This window comes from Enterobacter sp. KB-280D8 (genome assembly GCF_041399405.1).
Taxonomy (GTDB): Bacteria; Pseudomonadota; Gammaproteobacteria; order Enterobacterales; family Enterobacteriaceae; genus Enterobacter; species Enterobacter cloacae_N.
In genome coordinates this window covers 1-19,566 of sequence record NZ_JBGKEC010000010.1, presented here as the reverse complement: position 1 = coordinate 19,566, position 19,566 = coordinate 1, and the positions used below count along the sequence as shown (strand labels likewise).

The 19,566-nt window shown below is 59.3% G+C and carries 14 protein-coding genes; 11 read left to right on the top strand and 3 right to left on the bottom strand.

Annotated features, from left to right (window positions below; genetic code table 11):
• Positions 1 to 84: 84 nt before the first annotated feature.
• A complete protein-coding gene (locus tag AB8818_RS19580; RefSeq protein ID WP_023325580.1) occupies positions 85 to 1,593 on the top strand; it encodes an anion permease in 1,509 nt (502 codons plus the stop codon).
• A 53-nt stretch (positions 1,594 to 1,646) separates the two neighbouring features.
• A complete protein-coding gene (gene fumA, locus AB8818_RS19575; RefSeq protein ID WP_192984808.1) occupies positions 1,647 to 3,296 on the top strand; it encodes a class I fumarate hydratase FumA in 1,650 nt (549 codons plus the stop codon).
• Here fumA and AB8818_RS19570 read toward each other — a convergent pair.
• A complete protein-coding gene (locus tag AB8818_RS19570; RefSeq protein WP_192984806.1) occupies positions 3,285 to 4,178 on the bottom strand; it encodes a LysR family transcriptional regulator in 894 nt (297 codons plus the stop codon). The two genes, fumA and AB8818_RS19570, sit on opposite strands and share 12 nt — an antisense overlap.
• 106 nt (positions 4,179 to 4,284) lie before the next feature.
• Here AB8818_RS19570 and AB8818_RS19565 point away from each other — a divergent pair, with 106 nt between their 5' ends.
• The 3 genes from AB8818_RS19565 (at position 4,285) to AB8818_RS19555 (ending at position 7,964) form a co-directional block, all read left to right on the top strand.
• The gene (locus AB8818_RS19565; RefSeq protein ID WP_192984804.1) at positions 4,285 to 5,583 is read left to right on the top strand and encodes a serine hydrolase; all 1,299 of its coding nucleotides are present in this window, start codon (positions 4,285 to 4,287) and stop codon (positions 5,581 to 5,583) included.
• A 282-nt stretch (positions 5,584 to 5,865) separates the two neighbouring features.
• Positions 5,866 to 7,179 carry an MFS transporter gene (locus AB8818_RS19560; protein WP_163329821.1) on the top strand — a complete coding sequence of 438 codons (1,314 nt, stop codon included), beginning with the start codon at positions 5,866 to 5,868 and terminating at the stop codon, positions 7,177 to 7,179.
• On the top strand, positions 7,176 to 7,964 hold the full coding sequence (locus AB8818_RS19555) for a substrate-binding domain-containing protein (RefSeq protein ID WP_192984802.1): 789 nt from the start codon (positions 7,176 to 7,178) through the stop codon (positions 7,962 to 7,964). Before AB8818_RS19560 ends, AB8818_RS19555 begins: the two co-directional genes overlap by 4 nt.
• Here AB8818_RS19555 and AB8818_RS19550 read toward each other — a convergent pair.
• Positions 7,939 to 8,838, bottom strand: a complete 900-nt coding sequence (locus AB8818_RS19550; RefSeq protein WP_116338927.1) for a LysR family transcriptional regulator — start codon at positions 8,836 to 8,838, stop codon at positions 7,939 to 7,941. The genes AB8818_RS19555 and AB8818_RS19550 overlap by 26 nt on opposite strands.
• Positions 8,839 to 9,257: 419 nt before the next feature.
• Here AB8818_RS19550 and mtfA point away from each other — a divergent pair, with 419 nt between their 5' ends.
• The gene (gene mtfA, locus AB8818_RS19545; protein WP_163329820.1) at positions 9,258 to 10,049 is read left to right on the top strand and encodes a DgsA anti-repressor MtfA; all 792 of its coding nucleotides are present in this window, start codon (positions 9,258 to 9,260) and stop codon (positions 10,047 to 10,049) included.
• Here the strand turns inward: mtfA and AB8818_RS19540 are convergent.
• Complete coding sequence (locus tag AB8818_RS19540) at positions 10,046 to 11,257, bottom strand: MFS transporter (RefSeq protein WP_163329819.1); 1,212 nt, start codon at positions 11,255 to 11,257, stop codon at positions 10,046 to 10,048. The genes mtfA and AB8818_RS19540 overlap by 4 nt on opposite strands.
• A 138-nt stretch (positions 11,258 to 11,395) precedes the next feature.
• Between AB8818_RS19540 and AB8818_RS19535 the strand changes: the two genes are divergently transcribed.
• Genes AB8818_RS19535 through AB8818_RS19515 form a run of 5 tightly spaced genes read left to right on the top strand, consistent with a single transcriptional unit; the run spans position 11,396 to position 19,362 of the window.
• The gene (locus AB8818_RS19535; protein ID WP_192984800.1) at positions 11,396 to 13,138 is read left to right on the top strand and encodes an IucA/IucC family siderophore biosynthesis protein; all 1,743 of its coding nucleotides are present in this window, start codon (positions 11,396 to 11,398) and stop codon (positions 13,136 to 13,138) included.
• Positions 13,138 to 14,085 (top strand): GNAT family N-acetyltransferase, encoded by a 948-nt coding sequence (locus tag AB8818_RS19530; RefSeq protein ID WP_116338919.1) that lies wholly within the window; start codon positions 13,138 to 13,140, stop codon positions 14,083 to 14,085. The genes AB8818_RS19535 and AB8818_RS19530 overlap by 1 nt, the downstream gene beginning before the upstream one ends.
• Positions 14,082 to 15,824 (top strand): aerobactin synthase IucC, encoded by a 1,743-nt coding sequence (gene iucC / locus AB8818_RS19525; protein WP_316387139.1) that lies wholly within the window; start codon positions 14,082 to 14,084, stop codon positions 15,822 to 15,824. The genes AB8818_RS19530 and iucC overlap by 4 nt, the downstream gene beginning before the upstream one ends.
• The gene (locus tag AB8818_RS19520; RefSeq protein WP_163329816.1) at positions 15,821 to 17,146 is read left to right on the top strand and encodes a lysine N(6)-hydroxylase/L-ornithine N(5)-oxygenase family protein; all 1,326 of its coding nucleotides are present in this window, start codon (positions 15,821 to 15,823) and stop codon (positions 17,144 to 17,146) included. Before iucC ends, AB8818_RS19520 begins: the two co-directional genes overlap by 4 nt.
• Before the next feature lie 26 nt (positions 17,147 to 17,172).
• Positions 17,173 to 19,362, top strand: a complete 2,190-nt coding sequence (locus AB8818_RS19515; RefSeq protein WP_192984798.1) for a TonB-dependent siderophore receptor — start codon at positions 17,173 to 17,175, stop codon at positions 19,360 to 19,362.
• The last annotated feature ends 204 nt before the right edge of the window (positions 19,363 to 19,566 follow it).

The following is a 19,566-nucleotide window of genomic DNA, read 5'->3' as shown; positions in this document are numbered from 1 at the left end:
TAACTAAAAAAAGCAAAGAAACTTAAGAAAGCGATTCTGTTTTTTCAGTGCAACCGAATTTTTGACAACTTAAGACGTGAAACTATGAATACAAAAACTGCTGTAACGCCCCCAGTGGCGAACCAGGCATCAAATGGAAACGCAAAACGATTGCTGATGATGGCATTGCCCGTCATCGTCGCCGTACTGCTGCTGTTTGTGCCCGTACCAGAAGGCTTGCCGCCTTACGCATGGCACTACTTCGCTATCTTTGTCGGCGTAATCGTCGGCTTAATCTTCGAACCGCTGCCGGGCGCGGTGATTGGCCTGACCGGCGTGGTTGCCATTGCCCTGTGCAGCCAGTGGGTGCTGTTCAGCCCTGAACAGCTGGCCGACCCGAAATTCAAGCTGGCGGGCGCCTCCTTTAAGTGGGCGGTGAGCGGGTTTGGTAACTCTACAGTCTGGCTGATCTTCGGTGCCTTCATGTTCGCCGCGGGCTATGACAAAACCCGCTTCGGCCGCCGTCTGGCGCTGATTCTGGTGAAGTACCTCGGCCGTCGCAGCCTGACGCTCGGTTACGCCATTACGTTTGCGGACCTGCTGCTGGCACCGTTCACCCCGTCCAACACCGCGCGCAGCGGCGGGACCATCTACCCAATCATTGCTAACCTGCCGCCGCTGTACGGTTCAAAACCCAACGACCCAAGCGCGCGCAAAATCGGTTCGTACCTGATGTGGGTGGCGATCACCGCGGCCTGTATCACCAGCTCAATGTTCCTCTCCGCCCTTGCGCCGAACCTGCTTGCGCTGGCGCTGGTGAAAAGCACCGTTGGGATTGATATCTCCTGGGGCACCTGGTTCCTCGCCTTCCTGCCGCTGGGTATCCTGCTGATTCTGACCATGCCGCTGCTGGCCTACTGGTTCTACCCACCAGAAGTTAAAGTGAACAATGAAGTGCCGCTGTGGGCGACCCGTGAGCTGGAAAAACTCGGCAAGCTGTCCCGCAATGAAATTCTGCTGCTGGTGTTCGTGTGCTGCGCTCTGCTGATGTGGATCTTCGCCGCCGCGTGGATTGAGCCTGCGATGGCGGCTCTGCTTATCGTCGGGCTGATGCTGTGGACCGGCGTGCTGGAGTGGAACGATATCACCGGTAACAAGGCCGCGTGGAATACCTTCGTCTGGTTCGCCACCCTGGTAGCGCTGGCGGATGGCCTCTCTTCTACCGGCTTTATCAGCTGGCTGGGTAAAGAAGGTGGCCTGCTGATGAGCGGTATCTCTCCAGGCGTGGCGACCATCGTCCTGCTGCTGGCGTTCTACCTGCTGCACTACCTGTTTGCCAGCACCACCGCGCACACTACCGCGCTGCTGCCAGCGATGCTGACCATCGCCTCCACCATTCCGGGCATGAATATGGAAGTGTTCGTCCTGCTGATGGTGACCTCTCTGGGCGTGATGGGGATCATCACCCCGTACGGTACTGGCCCAAGCCCGATCTACTACGGCAGCGGCTACCTGCCAACCAAAGACTACTGGCGCCTCGGCACCATCTTTGGTGCCATCTTCCTGGCGGCCCTGCTGCTGATTGGTTATCCGTGGATGTCCATGATGTTCTGATTCCTGACCGCCGGACTTCTCCTCCGGCGGTTTTATTTTTGTGGAGCAATACTATGTCGAATAAACCGTTTTTTTATCAGAACCCCTTCCCTCTTTCCCATGACGACACCGAATACTACCTGCTGACCAAAGAACACGTCTCCGTAGCCGAGTTCGACGGCCAGGAAGTCCTGAAGGTGGAGCCGGAAGCCCTGACCCTGCTGGCGCAGCAGGCCTTCCACGATGCCGCATTTATGCTGCGTCCTTCCCATCAGAAGCAGGTTGCCGCCATTCTCAACGACCCGGAAGCCAGCCAGAACGACAAATACGTTGCCCTGCAGTTCCTGCGTAACTCTGAAATTGCCGCAAAAGGCGTGCTGCCGACCTGTCAGGACACCGGCACCGCGATCATCATGGGTAAAAAAGGCCAGCGCGTCTGGACCGGCGGCGGTGACGAAGCGGCCCTGAGCCAGGGCGTGTATAATACCTACATCGAAGATAACCTGCGCTACTCCCAGAATGCGGCGCTGGACATGTATAAAGAGGTGAATACCGGCACCAACCTGCCCGCGCAGATTGATCTCTACAGCGTTGACGGCGATGAGTACAAATTCCTGTGCATGGCAAAAGGCGGCGGTTCCGCCAACAAAACCTACCTCTATCAGGAAACCAAAGCGCTAATCACCCCGGCGAAGCTGAAAAACTATCTGGTTGAGAAAATGCGCACCCTGGGTACCGCGGCCTGTCCGCCGTACCATATCGCGTTTGTGATTGGCGGAACCTCAGCGGAAGCCACGCTGAAAACCGTTAAACTGGCCTCGACCCGCTACTACGACGCGCTGCCAACCGAAGGCAACGAGCACGGCCAGGCGTTCCGCGACGTTCAGCTGGAACAGGAACTGCTCCAGGAAGCGCAGAACCTCGGCCTCGGCGCGCAGTTCGGCGGGAAATACTTCGCCCACGACATCCGCGTGATCCGCCTGCCGCGCCACGGCGCCTCCTGCCCGATCGGCATGGGCGTCTCCTGCTCCGCGGACCGCAACATCAAGGCAAAAATCAACCGCGACGGGATCTGGATTGAGAAACTGGAGCACAACCCGGGCCAGTATATTCCAGAATCACTGCGCCAGCAGGGCGAAGGCGACGTGGTCAGCATCAATCTGGACAAGCCGATGAATGAGATCCTGGCGCAGCTCTCAGCACACCCGGTCTCTACCCGCCTGTCGCTAAACGGCACCATCATCGTGGCGCGCGATATCGCCCATGCGAAGCTGAAAGAGCTGCTCGACAACGGTGAAGAACTGCCGCAGTACGTTAAAGATCATCCGATTTACTACGCGGGGCCAGCCAAGACCCCGGAAGGCTACGCCTCTGGCTCACTCGGCCCGACCACGGCGGGACGCATGGACTCGTATGTCGACCTGCTGCAATCCCACGGAGCAAGCATGATCATGCTGGCGAAAGGCAACCGCAGCCAGCAGGTGACGGATGCCTGCCATAAGCACGGCGGCTTCTACCTGGGCAGCATCGGCGGCCCGGCGGCGGTGCTGGCGCAAAACAGCATTAAGAGCCTTGAGTGTGTGGCCTATCCTGAGCTGGGAATGGAAGCCATCTGGAAAATTGAAGTCGAAAACTTCCCGGCGTTTATCCTGGTGGATGATAAAGGCAACGATTTCTTCCAGCAGATCCAAAACCAGCAGTGTAAAGGCTGTTCACAGCGCTGAGTGCTTCCATAGCTCCGGCAAAAGCGACAGCGTGTCAGCAATGATGGCGCGCTTGTCGCTTCCTGGCTTCCAGATGGTGACCATCGTCTGACTAATCCCCTGGCTGCCCACTTCGGTGAGCAGCCTTTTTACGTTTTGCCACCGCACGGCATGAAAATGGGTTGGTAAGAACCCCCAGCCGCATCCTCGCTCCAGCAGACCGCGCAGCATCTCCGGCTCGTTCGTAAAAAGGGTATGCCCTGAAATCTGCAGGCGACGCGCAACCGGCTCGTCCGAGTCTGGGTGCATAACGACCTGCGGAACCAGGGAGAGATCAAGCAGTGAAAGGGGGGATGACGTCCCCGTAAACAGGGTACTGGAGGCGTAAAAATCCATATCGATTGCGCCCAGGGCCCGCCACTCCATGTTATCGCCCACGCTGCGGTTGCGCGCCTGGCAGATGGCCAGGTCCGCGCGCGCGTTCGCCAGCAGCCGTTCAGATTCATCGCGCGAGGCGCAGATGAGGCTCAGGCGGATTTTTCGCGCCGCCATTTCAGCGATGACCCTGTGCAGAAAAACTCTGGGCGTGAAAGGATCGTAGACCAGGGTCAGGTCCTGCGTAGCGCCGTGGGGCACCTCCCTGGCGAAGGCCTCAAAGGCTTTGACCTGCCGCATCAGCAGATGAGCCTGACGCTGGAGCTGCTCGCCTTCCGGCGTGAGCCGCAGGGTACGCCCGTCGCGAATAAACAGCGCGTAGCCTAACCCATCCTCAAGAAAATCAACCAGATCGCGAAGCGTCGTTCGGTCTTTCTTCAGCACCACTGCCGCTTTACTCAGGCTCCCGTTTTCAGCCACGGCGGTGAATGCCTCAAGCTGTGCAAAGGAATAGATCAGTCCAGCCACGCTACGCTCCCTCTGTTTTTTTGGGGGATTTTCCCCCACTACGCGTTTTTTATTATAGCCCCCGCTTTTTTAAACTGAACCCGTTCTTAACCTATACGAGACGGATATGAAAAACAGAACAGTAAATCATGCCCTGCTGGCGGGACTTGTCTTCAGCAGCCTGCTGTCCCCTGCGGCAATGGCCGCCTGCGAAGGCACCGAGCTCAGCGTGTGCCCTGCCCCCTTCGACGCCGCGTTGCCGGATACCCATAAAATGCTGACCTGGAGTCAGGCCGATCGCGTGGTGGGATTTCGTAATGATTATCGCAACTACGCCGGGGATATTTTCCGCCACGGAAACGCCGTACCGCTGCAGGTGTCGGAAAAGCCGCTAACGGACGTCCATTATCAGGTTAACGGCAGACGCTACGGCCTTAAGGAATATCTCAAGCGCCAGAACGTCAGCGGTATGCTGGTGCTGAAAGACGGCAAAATCGCCTGGAAATATCTCGCCCAGGGCAATACCGACACCACGCTATGGACCTCGCGCTCGGTAGGCAAATCGGTGGTATCGGCGCTGGTGGGCGTAGCCCTTAAAGAGGGAAAAATTCACTCACTCGACGACAGGATCACGAAATATGAACCCGATCTGAAAGGCACCGCGTGGGACGGCGTGACGCTGAAACAGCTTATCACCCACACCTCCGGGGTGGCGTGGAACGAGGATTATACCAACCCGAACTCCGACTTCGCGCAGCTCACCGAGTGCGAGGCGAAGCCGGGTACCTACGACTGCGTGCGCAAGCTGGTGAAAGGATTACGCAGGGTTCACCCGGCCGGAGAAAACTGGTCTTACTCCTCCGGCGGAGCCTGGCTGCTGGGTGACGTGCTGGAGCGAGCAACCGGCATGACGATCGCGGCGTATCTGGAGAAAAGCATCTGGCAGCCGTACGGCATGGCGAGCGACGGCGTATGGCATGCCTACAGTAAAGGTCAACATGACGTCGGCGCGCACGGCTTTAACGCCACGCTGGAGGACTGGGGTCGCTTCGGGGAATTTATCCTGAACAACGGTATGCTCCCCTCGGGCAAACAAATCCTGCCTGACGGCTGGGTGAAGGAGTCGTCAGACTGGACTCAGGCGAAAGGCTCGGTATCAGACGCGCATCCAGAAGGCCTGTACGGCTATCAGTGGTGGAACAACGCCGTGCCCGTCAACGCCAAGGGCGTTGAGCCGGCAGCGAAGGATTCGCTCAAAGGTTCGCTCTGGGCGCTGGGCATTTTTGGTCAGATGATCGTGGTGAACCAGAAAGAAAACCTGGTCATCGTCCAGTGGTCTACCTGGCCACAGGCGGAGCCGTCCTTTAGCGCCCAGCCGCTGGAGGCCTCTCTGATGTTTAGCGCGATTGCCAGGGCGCTGCGCTAAATTGCACCCGCCGGGTAACGAAGCGCTTGCCCGGCCCTTTCTCAGGAGCCTCTCTCTGCGCCACATCACAAAATCGCAATATCAGAGGCTTAGATGACATTGGTGAATAAAAAGCCAATATTTTGTTAAGTTATTGTTGCTTATAGTGCTCATCATTATCGTCTCACTATTGATGCGTAACGCGCATCAATCAATGCGTTAATTGCGCTTATCTATTTCGCCATCCTGATCCAGTTTTCAGAAACAGACGCGTAAAACGTCAACAATAAACTGGAGATAACCATGTTTTCCTCAACCTCACCTGCAACCGTACGCTCTAAGGCGGGCGCGATACTTCGCGTGACGTCCGGCAACTTTCTTGAGCAGTTCGATTTCTTTCTTTTCGGCTTCTACGCCACCTACATTGCCCACACGTTCTTCCCGGCGAGCAGTGAATTTGCATCGCTGATGATGACCTTCGCCGTCTTCGGCGCAGGCTTTTTGATGCGTCCAATCGGGGCCATTGTGCTGGGGGCTTATATTGACAAGGTAGGCCGCCGCAAAGGGCTGATCGTGACGCTTTCCATTATGGCGGCAGGCACCTTCCTGATTGTGCTTATCCCGTCCTATCAAAGCATCGGGCTTTGGGCACCGCTGCTTGTCCTGACGGGCCGCCTGCTGCAGGGCTTTTCCGCCGGGGCGGAGCTTGGAGGTGTTTCGGTCTATCTCGCGGAAATCGCCACGCCGGGCCGCAAAGGTTTTTACACCAGCTGGCAGTCCGGTAGCCAGCAGGTTGCCATTATGGTCGCCGCGGCGATGGGCTTTGCCCTGAACGCCCTGATGGAGGATAGCGCCATTCGTGAATGGGGCTGGCGCATCCCGTTCCTGTTCGGCTGTTTAATCGTGCCGTTTATCTTTTTCCTGCGCCGCAAGCTGGAGGAGACGGAAGAGTTCAGCGCGCGCCGCCATCATCTGGAGATGCGTCAGGTCTTTAAAACGCTGCTTGGCAACTGGCAGGTGGTGGTCGCGGGCATGCTGATGGTGGCGATGACCACCACCGCGTTCTACCTGATCACCGTCTACGCGCCAACCTTCGGCAAAAAAGTGCTGATGCTGAGCGCCTCTGACAGCCTGCTGGTCACGCTGCTGGTGGCGATCTCTAACTTTATCTGGCTGCCGGTGGGCGGCGCGCTGTCGGACCGATTCGGGCGTAAGCCGGTGCTGATTGCCATGACCCTGCTGGCGCTGGCCACCAGCTATCCGGCCCTGACGCTGCTGGCTGACGCGCCGAGCTTCTCGATGATGCTGAGCGTGCTGCTGTGGCTTTCCTTCCTTTACGGGCTGTATAACGGGGCGATGATCCCGGCGCTGACGGAAATTATGCCTGCTGAAGTCCGCGTGGCAGGGTTCTCTCTGGCTTACAGCCTGGCAACGGCGGTCTTTGGCGGCTTTACCCCGGTGATGTCAACCGCGCTGATTGAATACACCGGTGACAAAGCCTCGCCGGGCTACTGGATGAGCTTCGCCGCGGTGTGTGCTCTGCTGGCCACCCTCTACCTCTACCGTCGTCGCGCGGTTTCAGTGCAAAACACCGTTAAGTCGCAGGGGGCCGCATGACGCGCACTTCTCATTATACCGCCAGCGCGCTGGTGCTGATGTTCATGAGCGTGAATGCCTGCGCTCAGGAGGTGAAAGTGATGATTTCAGGCGGTTTCAAAGCCGCCCTTGAAAAGCTCGCACCGGAATATGAGCGCAAGACTGGCGATACCATTGTGATTATTCCCGGTCCCTCAATGGGCAATACGCCGCAGGCGATCCCAAACCGGCTCGCGCGCGGCGAGAAGGCCGACGTGGTGATTATGGTAGGTGATGCGCTGGCGAAACTCGAAAAAGCCGGCCAGACCAGGCCAGGTTCGCGAACTGAACTCGCGGACTCTCCCGTTGGCATGGTGGTGAAAAAAGGTGCGGATATTCCTGATATCAGCAGCGAGGCGACTCTGCGTAAAACTCTGCTGCAGGCCAGTTCCATCGCTTACTCAGACAGCGCCAGCGGCAGGTATGTCAGCCAGACGCTGTTCAGGAAACTGGGGATTGAAAAGGAGGCGGCGGCTAAAGCAACAATGGTCGAACGTATTCCGGTCGCCTCAGAAGTGGCGAAAGGAAAATACGCCGTGGGTTTCCAGCAGGTGAGCGAGCTGCTGCCGGTTGAAGGCGTCACCTTTATCGGTAAAATCCCGGATAATCTGCAGTACATCACGCGCTTCGCCGGCGCGGTCACCCGTCACGCTGAACACCCCGCGGAGGGGAAAGCGCTACTGAGCTATCTCGCCTCACCGCCCTCAGGGGCGGCCATCCGTGAGACGGGGATGATCCCCGTTACGTCCGGCGATACCGCTCGGTGATCTCTTTTTCCAGTTCAGCCGCAATATAAGACTGAATGCGCCCCCGGCGCCGGATAAGCCCCACGGCGCGTTTCACCTCCGGCGCCACCAGCGGCAGATGCGTCAGCGGCGTGTGCTCCGACGTCGGCATCGACATGGCGGGAACGGCGGCAATGCCGATGCCCGCCTCTACCATGCCGAGCATCGTGGTGACGTGGCGCGTTTCGCAGACGCTGGGGCGCTCGGGAATGATATCCCCCAGCATCCGATCGAGCAGGTTGCGGTTACCCGACGTTTTATCGAGGGAGATATAGTCCTGCTGGAAAAACGCCTCCCACGTCAGGTGGCTCTTCTGCGCCAGCGGGTGATCCTTTCTGCATGCCGCAACGTAGACATCCTCCACCAGCGGGAAAAATTCAATTTCAGACGATAAGTTTCCCGCGAAGCAGATGCCAAAATCCGCCTGGCTTCGGGCCACGGCGTCAATCACATTCCCCGCGCTGCTGTCGATGAGCTTAATGCGAACGCGTGGAAAGCGAGACTGAAAGCGACGGATCACATCAGGCATAAAGTAACAGGCGGCGGAAGGTACCGCGGCGACCGTAATCAGCCCCGTCCGCTCTTCACTGGCCTTATCGACATCCGCCAGCATTGACTCCACGTTGTCAAGCAGCTGCGCTGAGCGTTCAGCAAAGTTTTGCCCATATAGCGTCAGGGCGACGCGACGGGTGGTTCGGTCAAACAGCTTTGTTCCCAGCGCGGCTTCCAGCTTTTCGATCCTGCGGCTCAGCGCCGACTGGGATAAGCAGATAGATTCAGCGGCGACACGGAAGTTACCGTATTCCACTAACGCCCTGAAGGCATAAAGATCGTTAAGGTCAAAATTCACGGGCATAGCGTCTGGATGTCCTGTCAGGGAAGAGGCAACAAAGTCAAAAATAATAGCGTCTTATTGACCTGCCGCAACTGGCGCGGTGTTGTAATAGGTCAGAGATCGTTGAGATTGAGTCGAATGCGCCCGGCCTGGTCAGCAATCACCTGCCGTTCATCTTCCTTTGTATTGGGCAGCGCCTGCTTGTTACCTTTGAAACCGCTCATCTTTTCAATACCGCACGGGTTTATCCACTTAGCCTGCGAATTAAGGCTACGACGGAGGTCACAAAATGAAGGTGATGCCTGCAAAGCGCTACCCACCGCTACGTACGAAATGATAGTTTATTCAGGCTGGAAGTGTAGCTGTGCGCAATTTTCTGGCATCTTAACTGAACCTGACTTTCCCATTTTTGTTCAAGTAACGAGTTTGCGAGCAAAGCGATGATTAAGTGGCCCTGGAAAACGAATGAGGCTGGCCGGGATATGGCGCTGCCGTGGGATGACGCGCTGGCGATCCCTGTTCTGGCAAATCTTAAGCCGGATGAACAGTCGAAGCTGGTTCAGATGGCGGATCGTTTTTTGCAGCAAAAACGCCTTGTGCCGCTGCAGGGGTTCGAGCTGGATCCGCTGAAAAACGCCCGCATCGCCCTGCTTTTCTGCCTGCCGGTGCTGGAGCTCGGTATTGAGTGGCTGGACGGTTTCCACGAAGTACTGATCTACCCCGCGCCGTTCGTCGTTGATGACGAGTGGGAGGATGATATCGGGCTGGTGCACAACCAGCGGGTGGTGCAGTCCGGACAGAGCTGGCAGCAAGGGCCAATTATCCTGAACTGGCTCGACATTCAGGACTCGTTCGACGCCTCCGGCTTTAATCTGATTATTCACGAGGTGGCGCATAAGCTCGATACCCGCAACGGCGATCGCGCCAGCGGCGTGCCTTTTATTCCGCTTCGTGAAGTCGCGGGGTGGGAGCACGACCTGCACGCGGCGATGGATAACATCCAGGATGAGATAGACCTGGTAGGCGAAAGCGCGGCCAGCATTGATGCCTACGCGGCAACCGACCCTGCCGAGTGCTTTGCGGTGCTGTCAGAGTACTTCTTCAGCGCACCCGAGCTTTTCGCCCCCCGCTTCCCGGCGCTGTGGCAGCGTTTCTGCCAGTTTTATCAGCAGGATCCGCTCCAGCGCCTGCGTCAAAATGAGGGCACAGATGGCCCCCGCCACGTGCATTAATGCTTTTCGACTGGGGTACGTTCAATAAACCGTACCCCGATGCTCAGCGCTAAAAACAGCAACGCCATTCCCCAGGCGGCCATCGTTAAATACTGTTCGCCAAAAAAGCGCGTCACAACGGGCACCAGCAGCGCGCTGACGCCGTAGCCTAACGTGTGGCTGGTCGCGATAGCGCCCGCCCCTTTCCCCGTCGTCAGGCGATCGTTCAGCAGCAGCTGGTACCCAGGCGTGGCCATCGCTGCGCCGAGCGAAGTGATAGCAATCCCCACGTAGAACAGCGCCAGCCCGGCGATGCACATTAGCGCAAGCCCTGCCACCATCAGCACCGCCGCCATGCAAAGCAGGGTCAGCGGGCTGAAATGCTGCGGGCGGACCACCAGAAACTGCGCCGCGAGCGTTGCCAGCGCGGCCAGGCTCAGCAGGAGCGCGACATGATGGCTGATATCCCGCGCGTTACCGTCCAGCAAGGGGCTGAGGTGCGGAGACAGGCCGAGCTGCATCAGGCTCACCAGCGCCGCCAGCAGCATCGCCAGCAGCAGGAACGGCAGCATGGAAATCTGCAGACGGGTCGCCTGGTGAGCCACCGGCGGCAGCGGCGGATCCGCCACCTCGCGCAGCACCAGCAGCAGGGCGATTAATGGCGCGATCGCCATCAGCCAGAGCGGTGCCACCGGGTTAACGCTGAGCATCAGCGCCGCCAGGGGGGGTCCCAGCAGGCGACCGCAGCTGAGGCCGGAGCTGATGGTGGCCAGCGCCGCCATGCGTTTCTCCAGGCCCGAACGCTGAATGGCCCACGTCTGTGCGGCAGGCACCATGCCCGACACCGTTAAACCGTAAAGCAGACGCGAGAGGATCAGCCCCGCCAGCCCCCAGGGGCTTTCCAGCAACCCGGCGGCCATCGCCCAGACCACCAGCGCCATGACGCCAAAGCTGGCGAGATAGCCGCTGAGGGAGGCCACCATCACGACCTTACAACCGCGGCGCTCGCTCTGGCGTCCCCACCAGGGGGAAGCGGGTAAAAAAAGCATGGAGCCGAACATTAACAGCCCGGCCCAGACAGAGAGTGAAAGCCCGGTCAGGGTCACCAGCTGCGGAAGCATGACCAGCAAACCGTTTTGCCCGATGCCCAGCAAGCCCGCGCATAGCGCCAGGGGCCAGTTTGCTTTGGAGGTGATGTTTTCGGTCAACGTTTCAGAGTCAGCGCGCATGAGAATGTGAACATAGTGTCAATAAATGTGTGGAAATTATGAAGTTTATGAAAACAAATATTGCAAAAATAGTTGCCACTGTAAACAGAATGAATATCATAACGAGAATTATTATCAGTCATGGAATGAGGTACATCTATGCGTGCTCTGCCCCGCTCTGCCGGTACAGACGTTGCAGCCCAGTGTTTTTTAAACGCCCTGGTGCGCGAGACGAAGGACTGGCGCTATCTCCCCGCTTCCGCAGCGGATGAACTGGCGCACATTCATATTCCGCTTTCTCCCACCCAGGCCCTTCGGGTTCCGGTGCGCTATTTCTCCCCAACCCAGCATCATCAGTACCGTTTTCCGGCAACGCTTATCCAGAGCGATAGCGACAGCGGTGACGCCGTCAATTTCTCTCAACTGGTTGATTTAATTCTTGAAAAGCCCTCTGTAAAAGGCTCGCTGGATGCCGATACGCTGGCGCGTTTTAAACAGCGCGCGCTCGAAAGCCACGCGCACACCTGGCAGGCGATCGATCTGCGCCACGGCTGGGGAACGCTGCGCGACAGGCCGCTGACGTTTGCCGAAGCGGAGCAGGCGCTGCTGGTGGGCCACGCGTTTCATCCTGCGCCAAAATCCCACGAACCGTTCAACGAAACCGAGGCGCGCCGGTATCTGCCTGATTTCGGCTCCCGCTTCCCGCTGCGCTGGTTTGCCGTTGAGAGCACGCTCGTAGCCGGCGACAGCCTGAACGTCTCCCTGCGCGAGCGTCTGCTGCGCTTCGCCGCCCAGAGCGCGCCCGAGCTGCTCGGCCACTTCACCGATACCCGCTGGCTGCTGCCGATGCATCCGTGGCAGGCCGACTATCTGCTGGAGCAGGACTGGTGCCAGCGTCTGGCGACAAACGGTTCCTTGCAGGACCTGGGTGAAGCGGGCGCACAGTGGCTGCCCACCAGCTCGTCGCGCTCTCTGTACAGCGAAACCAACAGCGACATGATTAAGTTCTCCCTCAGCGTGCGCCTGACCAACTCCGTGCGCACGCTGTCGGTAAAAGAGGTTAAGCGCGGCATGCGCCTGGCACGGCTGGCGAAAACGCAACGCTGGCAAGATTTACAGGCGCGCTACCCGACCATGCGCGTGATGCAGGAAGACGGCTGGGCGGGGCTGCGCGATGAAAGCAGCACCATTCAGGAAGAGAGCCTGATGGCCCTGCGCGTTAACCTGCTGTTTGACACGCCTGAAACCCAGACCAACGTGCTGGTGAGCCTGACCCAGGCCGCGCCGGACGGCGGCGACAGCCTGCTGGCCGCGGCGGTGCGCCGTCTGAGCCAGCGTCTGGATTTACCCCTCGCTCAGGCCGCCCGCTGCTGGCTGGACGCCTACTGCGACCGCGTGTTGCTTCCGCTGTTCAGCGCCGAGGCGGACTACGGTCTGGTGCTGCTGGCGCACCAGCAAAATATCCTCGTGGAGATGCAGCAGGATTTCCCTGTCGGACTTATTTACCGTGACTGTCAGGGCAGCGCCTGGACCGAAGGGGCCGACGCGTGGCTGAAAGAGGCGGGCGAAACAGACGTGGAAAACCGCTTCGGTGAGAGCCAGCTGCTGCGCTATTTCCCGTACTACCTGCTGCTGAACTCCACCCTTGCCGTCACCGCCGCTCTCGCCGCCGCCGGTTTCGACAGCGAAGAGCACCTGATGTCCCGCGTGCGTGACGCGCTGGCCGAACTGCGCGCGACGGCGAAGCAGACCCGCTGCCTCGACTACGTGCTCGACAGCCCAACCTGGAACTGCAAAGGCAACTTCTTCTGCTACCTGCACGATCGCAACGAAAACACCATCGTCGACCCGGCGGTGATCTATTTCGACTTTAGCAACCCGTTTTACAAGGAGAAGGCGTGATGGCGAACGCGAATATCGTCCATTCCGGCTACGGCTTTCGCTGCACGGCCACGGAACAAAACTTGCCGCTGACGATGGGTCTCGACGGCAGCGCGGTCCTTGAGCGCCTGACCGGGATCCCGGACGGCTGGCTGGTGGACGCCCTCGATCAGCTATTTATTGCCGCGCCCGCCCTGACCGGCATTACCCTGCCGTGGGCGGCCTGGCAGGATGAGCCCCAGGCGCAGGCACTGTTTCGCCAGGCCCACGGGGATTATCTGGCGCGTGAAACCTTCTGGCAGCTGCCGCTGTGGCTGAAAGGCGAGCGTCCGCAGGCAAGCGGCGGTATGCAGTTTGATGAGAGCCGTCAGCTGTACTTCCCGCTGCGCCCTCACCGCCCGCAGGGTGAGGTCTATCGCCGTTACGATCCGCAGATTAAGCGCACCCTCAGCTTCCGCGTTGCCGACGTGGCGCTGGACGGCGAACGATTCACGCAATGGATGAATAACCCGCGCGTGAACGCCTTCTGGGAGATGGCGGGCCCGCAGGCCGAGCAGGAAAACTACCTGCGCCGTCAGCTTGACTCGACCTACTGCTACCCGGTTATCGGCTGCTTCGACGACCAGCCGTTCGGCTATTTTGAACTCTACTGGGCGGCAGAGGACCGGATTGGCCGCCACTACCGCTGGCAGCCGTTTGACCGTGGGCTGCACATGCTGGTGGGCGAAGAGAACTGGCGCGGCGCGCAGTATATCCGCAGCTGGCTGCGCGGCCTGAGCCACTATCTGTATCTCGATGACCCGCGCACCGCGCGCATCGTGGCCGAGCCGCGTTTCGACAACCAGCGCCTGTTCCGCCATCTGGCCTCCGCCGGTTTTGAGACGATGAAAGAGTTCGACTTCCCGCACAAGCGCTCGCGCCTCATCATGAGCCAGCGTCACCGCTTCTTCAGCGAGGTGGAACTGTGAACGCGCTCTGGCAGAAAGTGAACCGCGAGATGGTGGCGAAGATCCTCGCCGAGCTGGAATACGAACGCACCCTGCGCGCTGAGCCGGTGTCGGCGGACGGCTGGCGCATCGCCATGGGCAACGAGTCCTGGCAGTTTCGCGCCACGCGCGGGATCTGGGGCTGGCTGCATATCGACCCGGACACGCTGACCACCGCCAGCGGCGCCGCCGTGGAAGCGGAACGCGCGCTGCTGCAGCTGGCGACGGTGCTGGAGATGAGCGACGCGCAAACGGCAGAGCACATGGAAGATCTCTACGCCACCCTGCGCGGGGACATGCAGCTGCTGCAGGCGCGTGAAGCGCTGGATGCGGACGCCCTGATCCACCTCGACCCGGACGAATTACAGTGTCTGATGAGCGGTCACCCGAAGTTTATTTTCAACAAAGGACGCCGCGGCTGGGGTCTGGACGCGCTGCGTCAGTATGCGCCGGAATACCGCGGGCGCTTCCGCCTGCACTGGGTCGCCGTCCAGCGCGAGCATCTGGTCTGGAGCAGTGACGCCGATTGCGACATCCACACTCTGCTGGCCAGCACCATGGACGATGCCGAGCGCGCCCGGTTTGACGCCCGCTGGCAGGCGCTGGATCTGAACGACAGCTGGCTGCCTGTGCCGTTGCACCCGTGGCAGTGGCAGCAAAAAATTGCCATTCATTTCCTGGCGCAGCTGGCGCGCGGTGAGATGGTTGAGCTGGGCGAATTTGGCGATGAGTATCTGGCGCAGCAGTCCCTGCGCACGCTCACCAACGCCAGCCGTCGCGCGCCGTATGACATCAAACTGCCGCTGACTATCTACAACACCTCCTGCTATCGCGGCATTCCGGGCAAGTACATTGCCGCCGGGCCGCTGGCCTCGCGCTGGCTGCAGCAGCAGTTCGCCGCCGACGCCACGCTTGCCCGCTCTGGCGCGCAGGTGCTTGGCGAACCCGCCGCCGGATATCTGTCGCATCCTGGCTATGCGGCCCTGCCGAAAGCGCCCTACCGCTATCAGGAGATGCTGGGGGTAATCTGGCGGGAGAACCCGTCCTGTTATCTTCAGGATGGCGAACAGGCGGTGCTGATGGCGGCGCTGATGGAAACCGACAACGCAGGACGTCCGCTGATCGACGCGTGGATCAAGCGTTCGGGGTTAACCGCTGAAGCGTGGCTGGAAAAGCTGTTCGAAGCGACGGTGATCCCGTTCTACCACCTGCTTTGCCGTTACGGCGTGGCGCTGATCGCCCACGGCCAGAACGTGACGCTGGTGATGAAGGACTACGTTGTGCAGCGCATCCTGCTGAAGGATTTCCAGGGCGATATGCGCCTGGTGGACGAGGATTTCCCGCAGGCACAGAGCCTGCCGGAGCAGGTAAAAGCGGTGACGGCGCGCCTGAGCGCGGATTACATCATCCACGACCTGCAGACCGGCAACTTTGTGACGGTGCTGCGCTTTATTTCACGCCTCACCCTGCAATGCGGCGTAAGCGAAAACCGTTTCTATCAGATCCTCGCCGGGGTGCTGCACCGCTATATGGCCGCGCACCCGGAGCTTGCGGAGCGCTTCGCGAAATTCGACCTGTTTAAGCCGCAGATTATTCGCGTGATCCTCAACCCGGTCAAACTGACCTTCTCCGAACACGACGGCGGCAGCCGCATGCTGCCGAACTACGTCACCGATCTTGATAACCCTCTTTTTCTGGCCTCCCGGGAGTCCGCGCAATGAAAACCTATGATTTCATCGGCATTGGTATTGGCCCGTTTAACCTCAGCGTCGCCGCCCTCGCAGAAGGGCTGGATGGCTTTAGCTCGCTGTTTCTTGAGCGCAAACCGCACTTCTCGTGGCACCCGGGCATGATGGTGCCGGACTGCCACATGCAGACCAGCTTCCTGAAGGATCTGGTCAGCGCCGTGGAGCCGACCAACCGTCACAGCTTCCTGAACTACCTGGTGCAGCGCAAAAAGTTCTACCGCTTCCTGACCACCGAGCAGCGCACGGTTTCCCGCGAAGAGTTTGCGGACTACCTGTGCTGGGCGGCGGATAACCTCACCAACCTCGCCTTCAGCCAGCAGGTTCAGCAGGTGAGCTTTGATGAGCAACGCGGTCTGTTTGAGGTCGTGACCCAGCGCGACCGCTTCCTCGCGCGCCACGTCTGCGTGGGGATTGGCAAACAGATTAACCTGCCTGACTGCGTCACGGTGCAGGACGATACCTGCTTCCACGCCAGCGAGATGATGCTGCGCACGCCGGATCTCGCGGGTAAGCGCGTTACCGTCGTCGGCGGCGGCCAGAGCGGGGCCGACCTGTTCCTGAATATCTTCCGTGGGGAGTGGGGCCAGCCGCTGAGCCTGAACTGGGTATCGCGCCGCAATAACTACAACGCGCTGGATGAAGCCGCCTTTGCCAACGAGTATTTCACGCCGGAGTATGTGGACAGCTTCTCCACGCTCAGCGAAGAGGCCCGTCGTCAGATGCTGCACGAGCAGAAGATGACCTCCGACGGCATCACCACCGAGTCACTGCTGGCGATTTACCGCGCCATGTACCACCGCTTCGAAGTGCTGCGCGAAAAACCCTGGGCGCACCTGATGCCGTCCCGCTCTGTGACGGCCCTGACGCGTCAGGAAACCGGACATCGCCTGAGCATTCAGCATCACCTCGACGGCGGTCACGAGCAGCTGGAGAGCGACGTGGTGATTTTCGCCACCGGCTACCGCGCCGTGCAGCCCGCGTTCCTCGCGCCGCTGTCTCACCGGCTGCATCTGGATGCGGACGAAGCTTTCTGCATTAACAATGATTTCACTCTCGAATGGGACGGTCCGCAGAGCAATCGCCTGTTTGCCGTGAATGCCGGGATGCATCGTCTCGGCATTGCCGAACCCCAGCTCAGCCTGATGGCCTGGCGTGCGGCGCGAATTCTTAATCGCGCGCACGCCGACGAGCCGTTTGAGCTGGCCACCACCCCCGGCGTTATCCACTGGCGGAGCACCACCAGCCCGGAGAGCAGCCAGGTTTTTAAATCGTTAGCAAAAACCACTGAGTACTGACACACACAATCAGGATCAACATAACAATGAAACGTTCTCATCTTTGGGTTTTAAATCCTTGCTTGCTTGCAATGCTTTCTACCTCTGCGTGGGCGGAAGAACAAAAGGAAGAAAATATCGTGGTCTCTGCCAGCCGCGCGCACCGCAGCGTTGCCGAGATGGCGCAGACCACCTGGGTCATTGAGCGGTCTGAGATCGAGCAGCAGGTTCAGGGCGGAAAAGAGATTAAAGAGGTGTTGGCGCAGCTGATCCCGGGTATGGACGTCAGCAGCCAGGGGCGTACCAACTACGGCATGAACCTGCGTGGCCGCTCCATGATGGTGATGGTGGATGGCGTGCGCCTGAACTCGTCCCGCAGCGACAGCCGCCAGCTGGACTCTATCGACCCGTTCAACATTGACCGCATCGAAGTCATCTCAGGCGCCACGTCACTGTACGGCGGCGGCAGCACCGGCGGCCTGGTGAACATCGTCACCAAAAAGGGCCAGCCGGAGACCGAAGTTGAGTTCCAGACCGGGGCAAAAACCGGCTTTAACAGCCACAACGACCACGATGAGAACGTATCGGCAGCCGTAAGCGGCGGCAATGACAACGCGTCCGGCCGTCTGTCGGTCTCTTATCAGCGCTACGGCGGCTGGTATGACGGCAACGGCGACGAGGTGATTATCGATAACACCCAGACCGGCCTCCAGTATTCCGACCGTATTGATGTGATGGGCACGGGCACCATCAACATTGACGATCACCAGCAGCTGCAGCTGACGACGCAGTACTACAAAAGCGAGTCCGACGGCAAGCACGGGCTGTACCTCGGGAAGAACTTCTCGGCTGTAACGGGCGATGCCACCGCGTACAACAAGGATAATCTCGACTCTGACCGCGTGCCGGGCACCGAGCGCCATCTGATTAACCTGCAGTACTCCAATACCGACTTCTGGGGCCAGGACCTGGTCGCGCAGATTTACTATCGTGACGAGAGCCTGACCTATTACCCGTTCCCGACTCTGACCAAAGGCGTGGTAACCAGCATCGGCGCGTCGCAGCAGAAAACCGATTTTTACGGCGGCAAGCTGACGCTGAACAGCAAGCCGGTGGACGATCTGACGCTGACCTGGGGTGTGGATGCCGACCACGAAACCTTCGATGCCAACCAGCAGTTCTTTAACCTGAGCAAAGCCGCAGCGAGTGGCGGCATGGAGCTGGACAACGCCTACAACGTGGGCCGCTACCCGGGCTACAGCATCACCAACCTCGCCCCGTTCCTGCAGGCGAGCTACGACATTGACGCCATCACCCTGAGCGGCGGCGTGCGTTATCAGTACACCGAAAACAAGGTGGATGACTTTGTTGGCTACACCCAGCAGCAGGCCATCGCCACCGGAAAAGCCACCTCCGCCGACGCGGTGCCGGGCGGGAAAACCGATTACAACAACTTCCTGTTCAACGCCGGGATCCTCGGTCGTCTGACCGAACAGCAGCAGCTGTGGTTTAACTTCTCTCAGGGCTTTGAAATCCCTGACCTGGCGAAGTACTACGGCTCCGGCACTTACCAGCTCAGCAACGGCCACTATCGCCTGCTGAACAGCGTAAACGTCAACGACTCAACGCTGGACGGCATTAAGGTCAACGCCTACGAGCTGGGCTGGCGCTACACCGGCGACAACCTGCGCACGCAGGTCGCGGCGTATTACTCGCTCTCGGATAAAACCATTACCATCAACAAGACGGATATGACCATCAACCTCGAAGACGACAAGCGTCGTATCTACGGGATTGAAGGCCAGGTGGACTATTTCTTCACCGACAGCGACTGGAGCACCGGCGCGAACTTTAACGCCATTAAGTCTGAAACCCGAGAAAACGGGAAGTGGGAGAAGCTGACGGTCGACAGCGCCAGCCCGTCGAAAGCCAGCGCATGGGTGAACTGGGCGCCGGGCGACTGGACCCTGCGCGTGCAGAGCACGCAGACCTTTGACGTGTCAGACTCAGACAGCAAGAAGATTGATGGCTATAACACGGTCGACTTCCTGGGCAGCTACGCCCTGCCGGTGGGTAAGGTCAGCTTCAGCGTGGAAAACCTGCTGGACAAAGACTACACCACCGCCTGGGGCCAGCGCGCGCCGGGGCTGTATAGCCCAACCTACGGTGCACCGGGCCTGTATACCTATAAAGGCCGCGGTCGTACGTTTGGTCTGAACTACTCCGTACTGTTCTGATCCTGCGCGCCGCCTGCGGGCGGCGCTTTTTATTGTGCAATTTGAACGCAAATTTGCCATAAAATCAGCGATTTGCTGAAATTGTCGGCAAACGAACAAAAAGCGCGTTTTCACCCTTTGACAAGGCGTACTGAGGTCGTTACTATGCGCCTCGTTCACACGATTCCTCTGTAGTTCAGTCGGTAGAACGGCGGACTGTTAATC

Excerpts from the sequence above, each read along its gene's own strand:
- AB8818_RS19580 (WP_023325580.1), top strand. The coding sequence starts at position 85 with ATGAATACAAAAACTGCTGTAACGCCCCCAGTGGCGAACCAGGCATCA.
- fumA (WP_192984808.1), top strand. The coding sequence starts at position 1,647 with ATGTCGAATAAACCGTTTTTTTATCAGAACCCCTTCCCTCTTTCCCAT.
- AB8818_RS19565 (WP_192984804.1), top strand. The coding sequence starts at position 4,285 with ATGAAAAACAGAACAGTAAATCATGCCCTGCTGGCGGGACTTGTCTTC.
- AB8818_RS19560 (WP_163329821.1), top strand. The coding sequence starts at position 5,866 with ATGTTTTCCTCAACCTCACCTGCAACCGTACGCTCTAAGGCGGGCGCG.
- AB8818_RS19555 (WP_192984802.1), top strand. The coding sequence starts at position 7,176 with ATGACGCGCACTTCTCATTATACCGCCAGCGCGCTGGTGCTGATGTTC.
- AB8818_RS19550 (WP_116338927.1), bottom strand. The coding sequence starts at position 8,838 with ATGCCCGTGAATTTTGACCTTAACGATCTTTATGCCTTCAGGGCGTTA.
- mtfA (WP_163329820.1), top strand. The coding sequence starts at position 9,258 with ATGATTAAGTGGCCCTGGAAAACGAATGAGGCTGGCCGGGATATGGCG.
- AB8818_RS19540 (WP_163329819.1), bottom strand. The coding sequence starts at position 11,257 with ATGCGCGCTGACTCTGAAACGTTGACCGAAAACATCACCTCCAAAGCA.
- AB8818_RS19535 (WP_192984800.1), top strand. The coding sequence starts at position 11,396 with ATGCGTGCTCTGCCCCGCTCTGCCGGTACAGACGTTGCAGCCCAGTGT.
- AB8818_RS19530 (WP_116338919.1), top strand. The coding sequence starts at position 13,138 with ATGGCGAACGCGAATATCGTCCATTCCGGCTACGGCTTTCGCTGCACG.
- AB8818_RS19520 (WP_163329816.1), top strand. The coding sequence starts at position 15,821 with ATGAAAACCTATGATTTCATCGGCATTGGTATTGGCCCGTTTAACCTC.
- AB8818_RS19515 (WP_192984798.1), top strand. The coding sequence starts at position 17,173 with ATGAAACGTTCTCATCTTTGGGTTTTAAATCCTTGCTTGCTTGCAATG.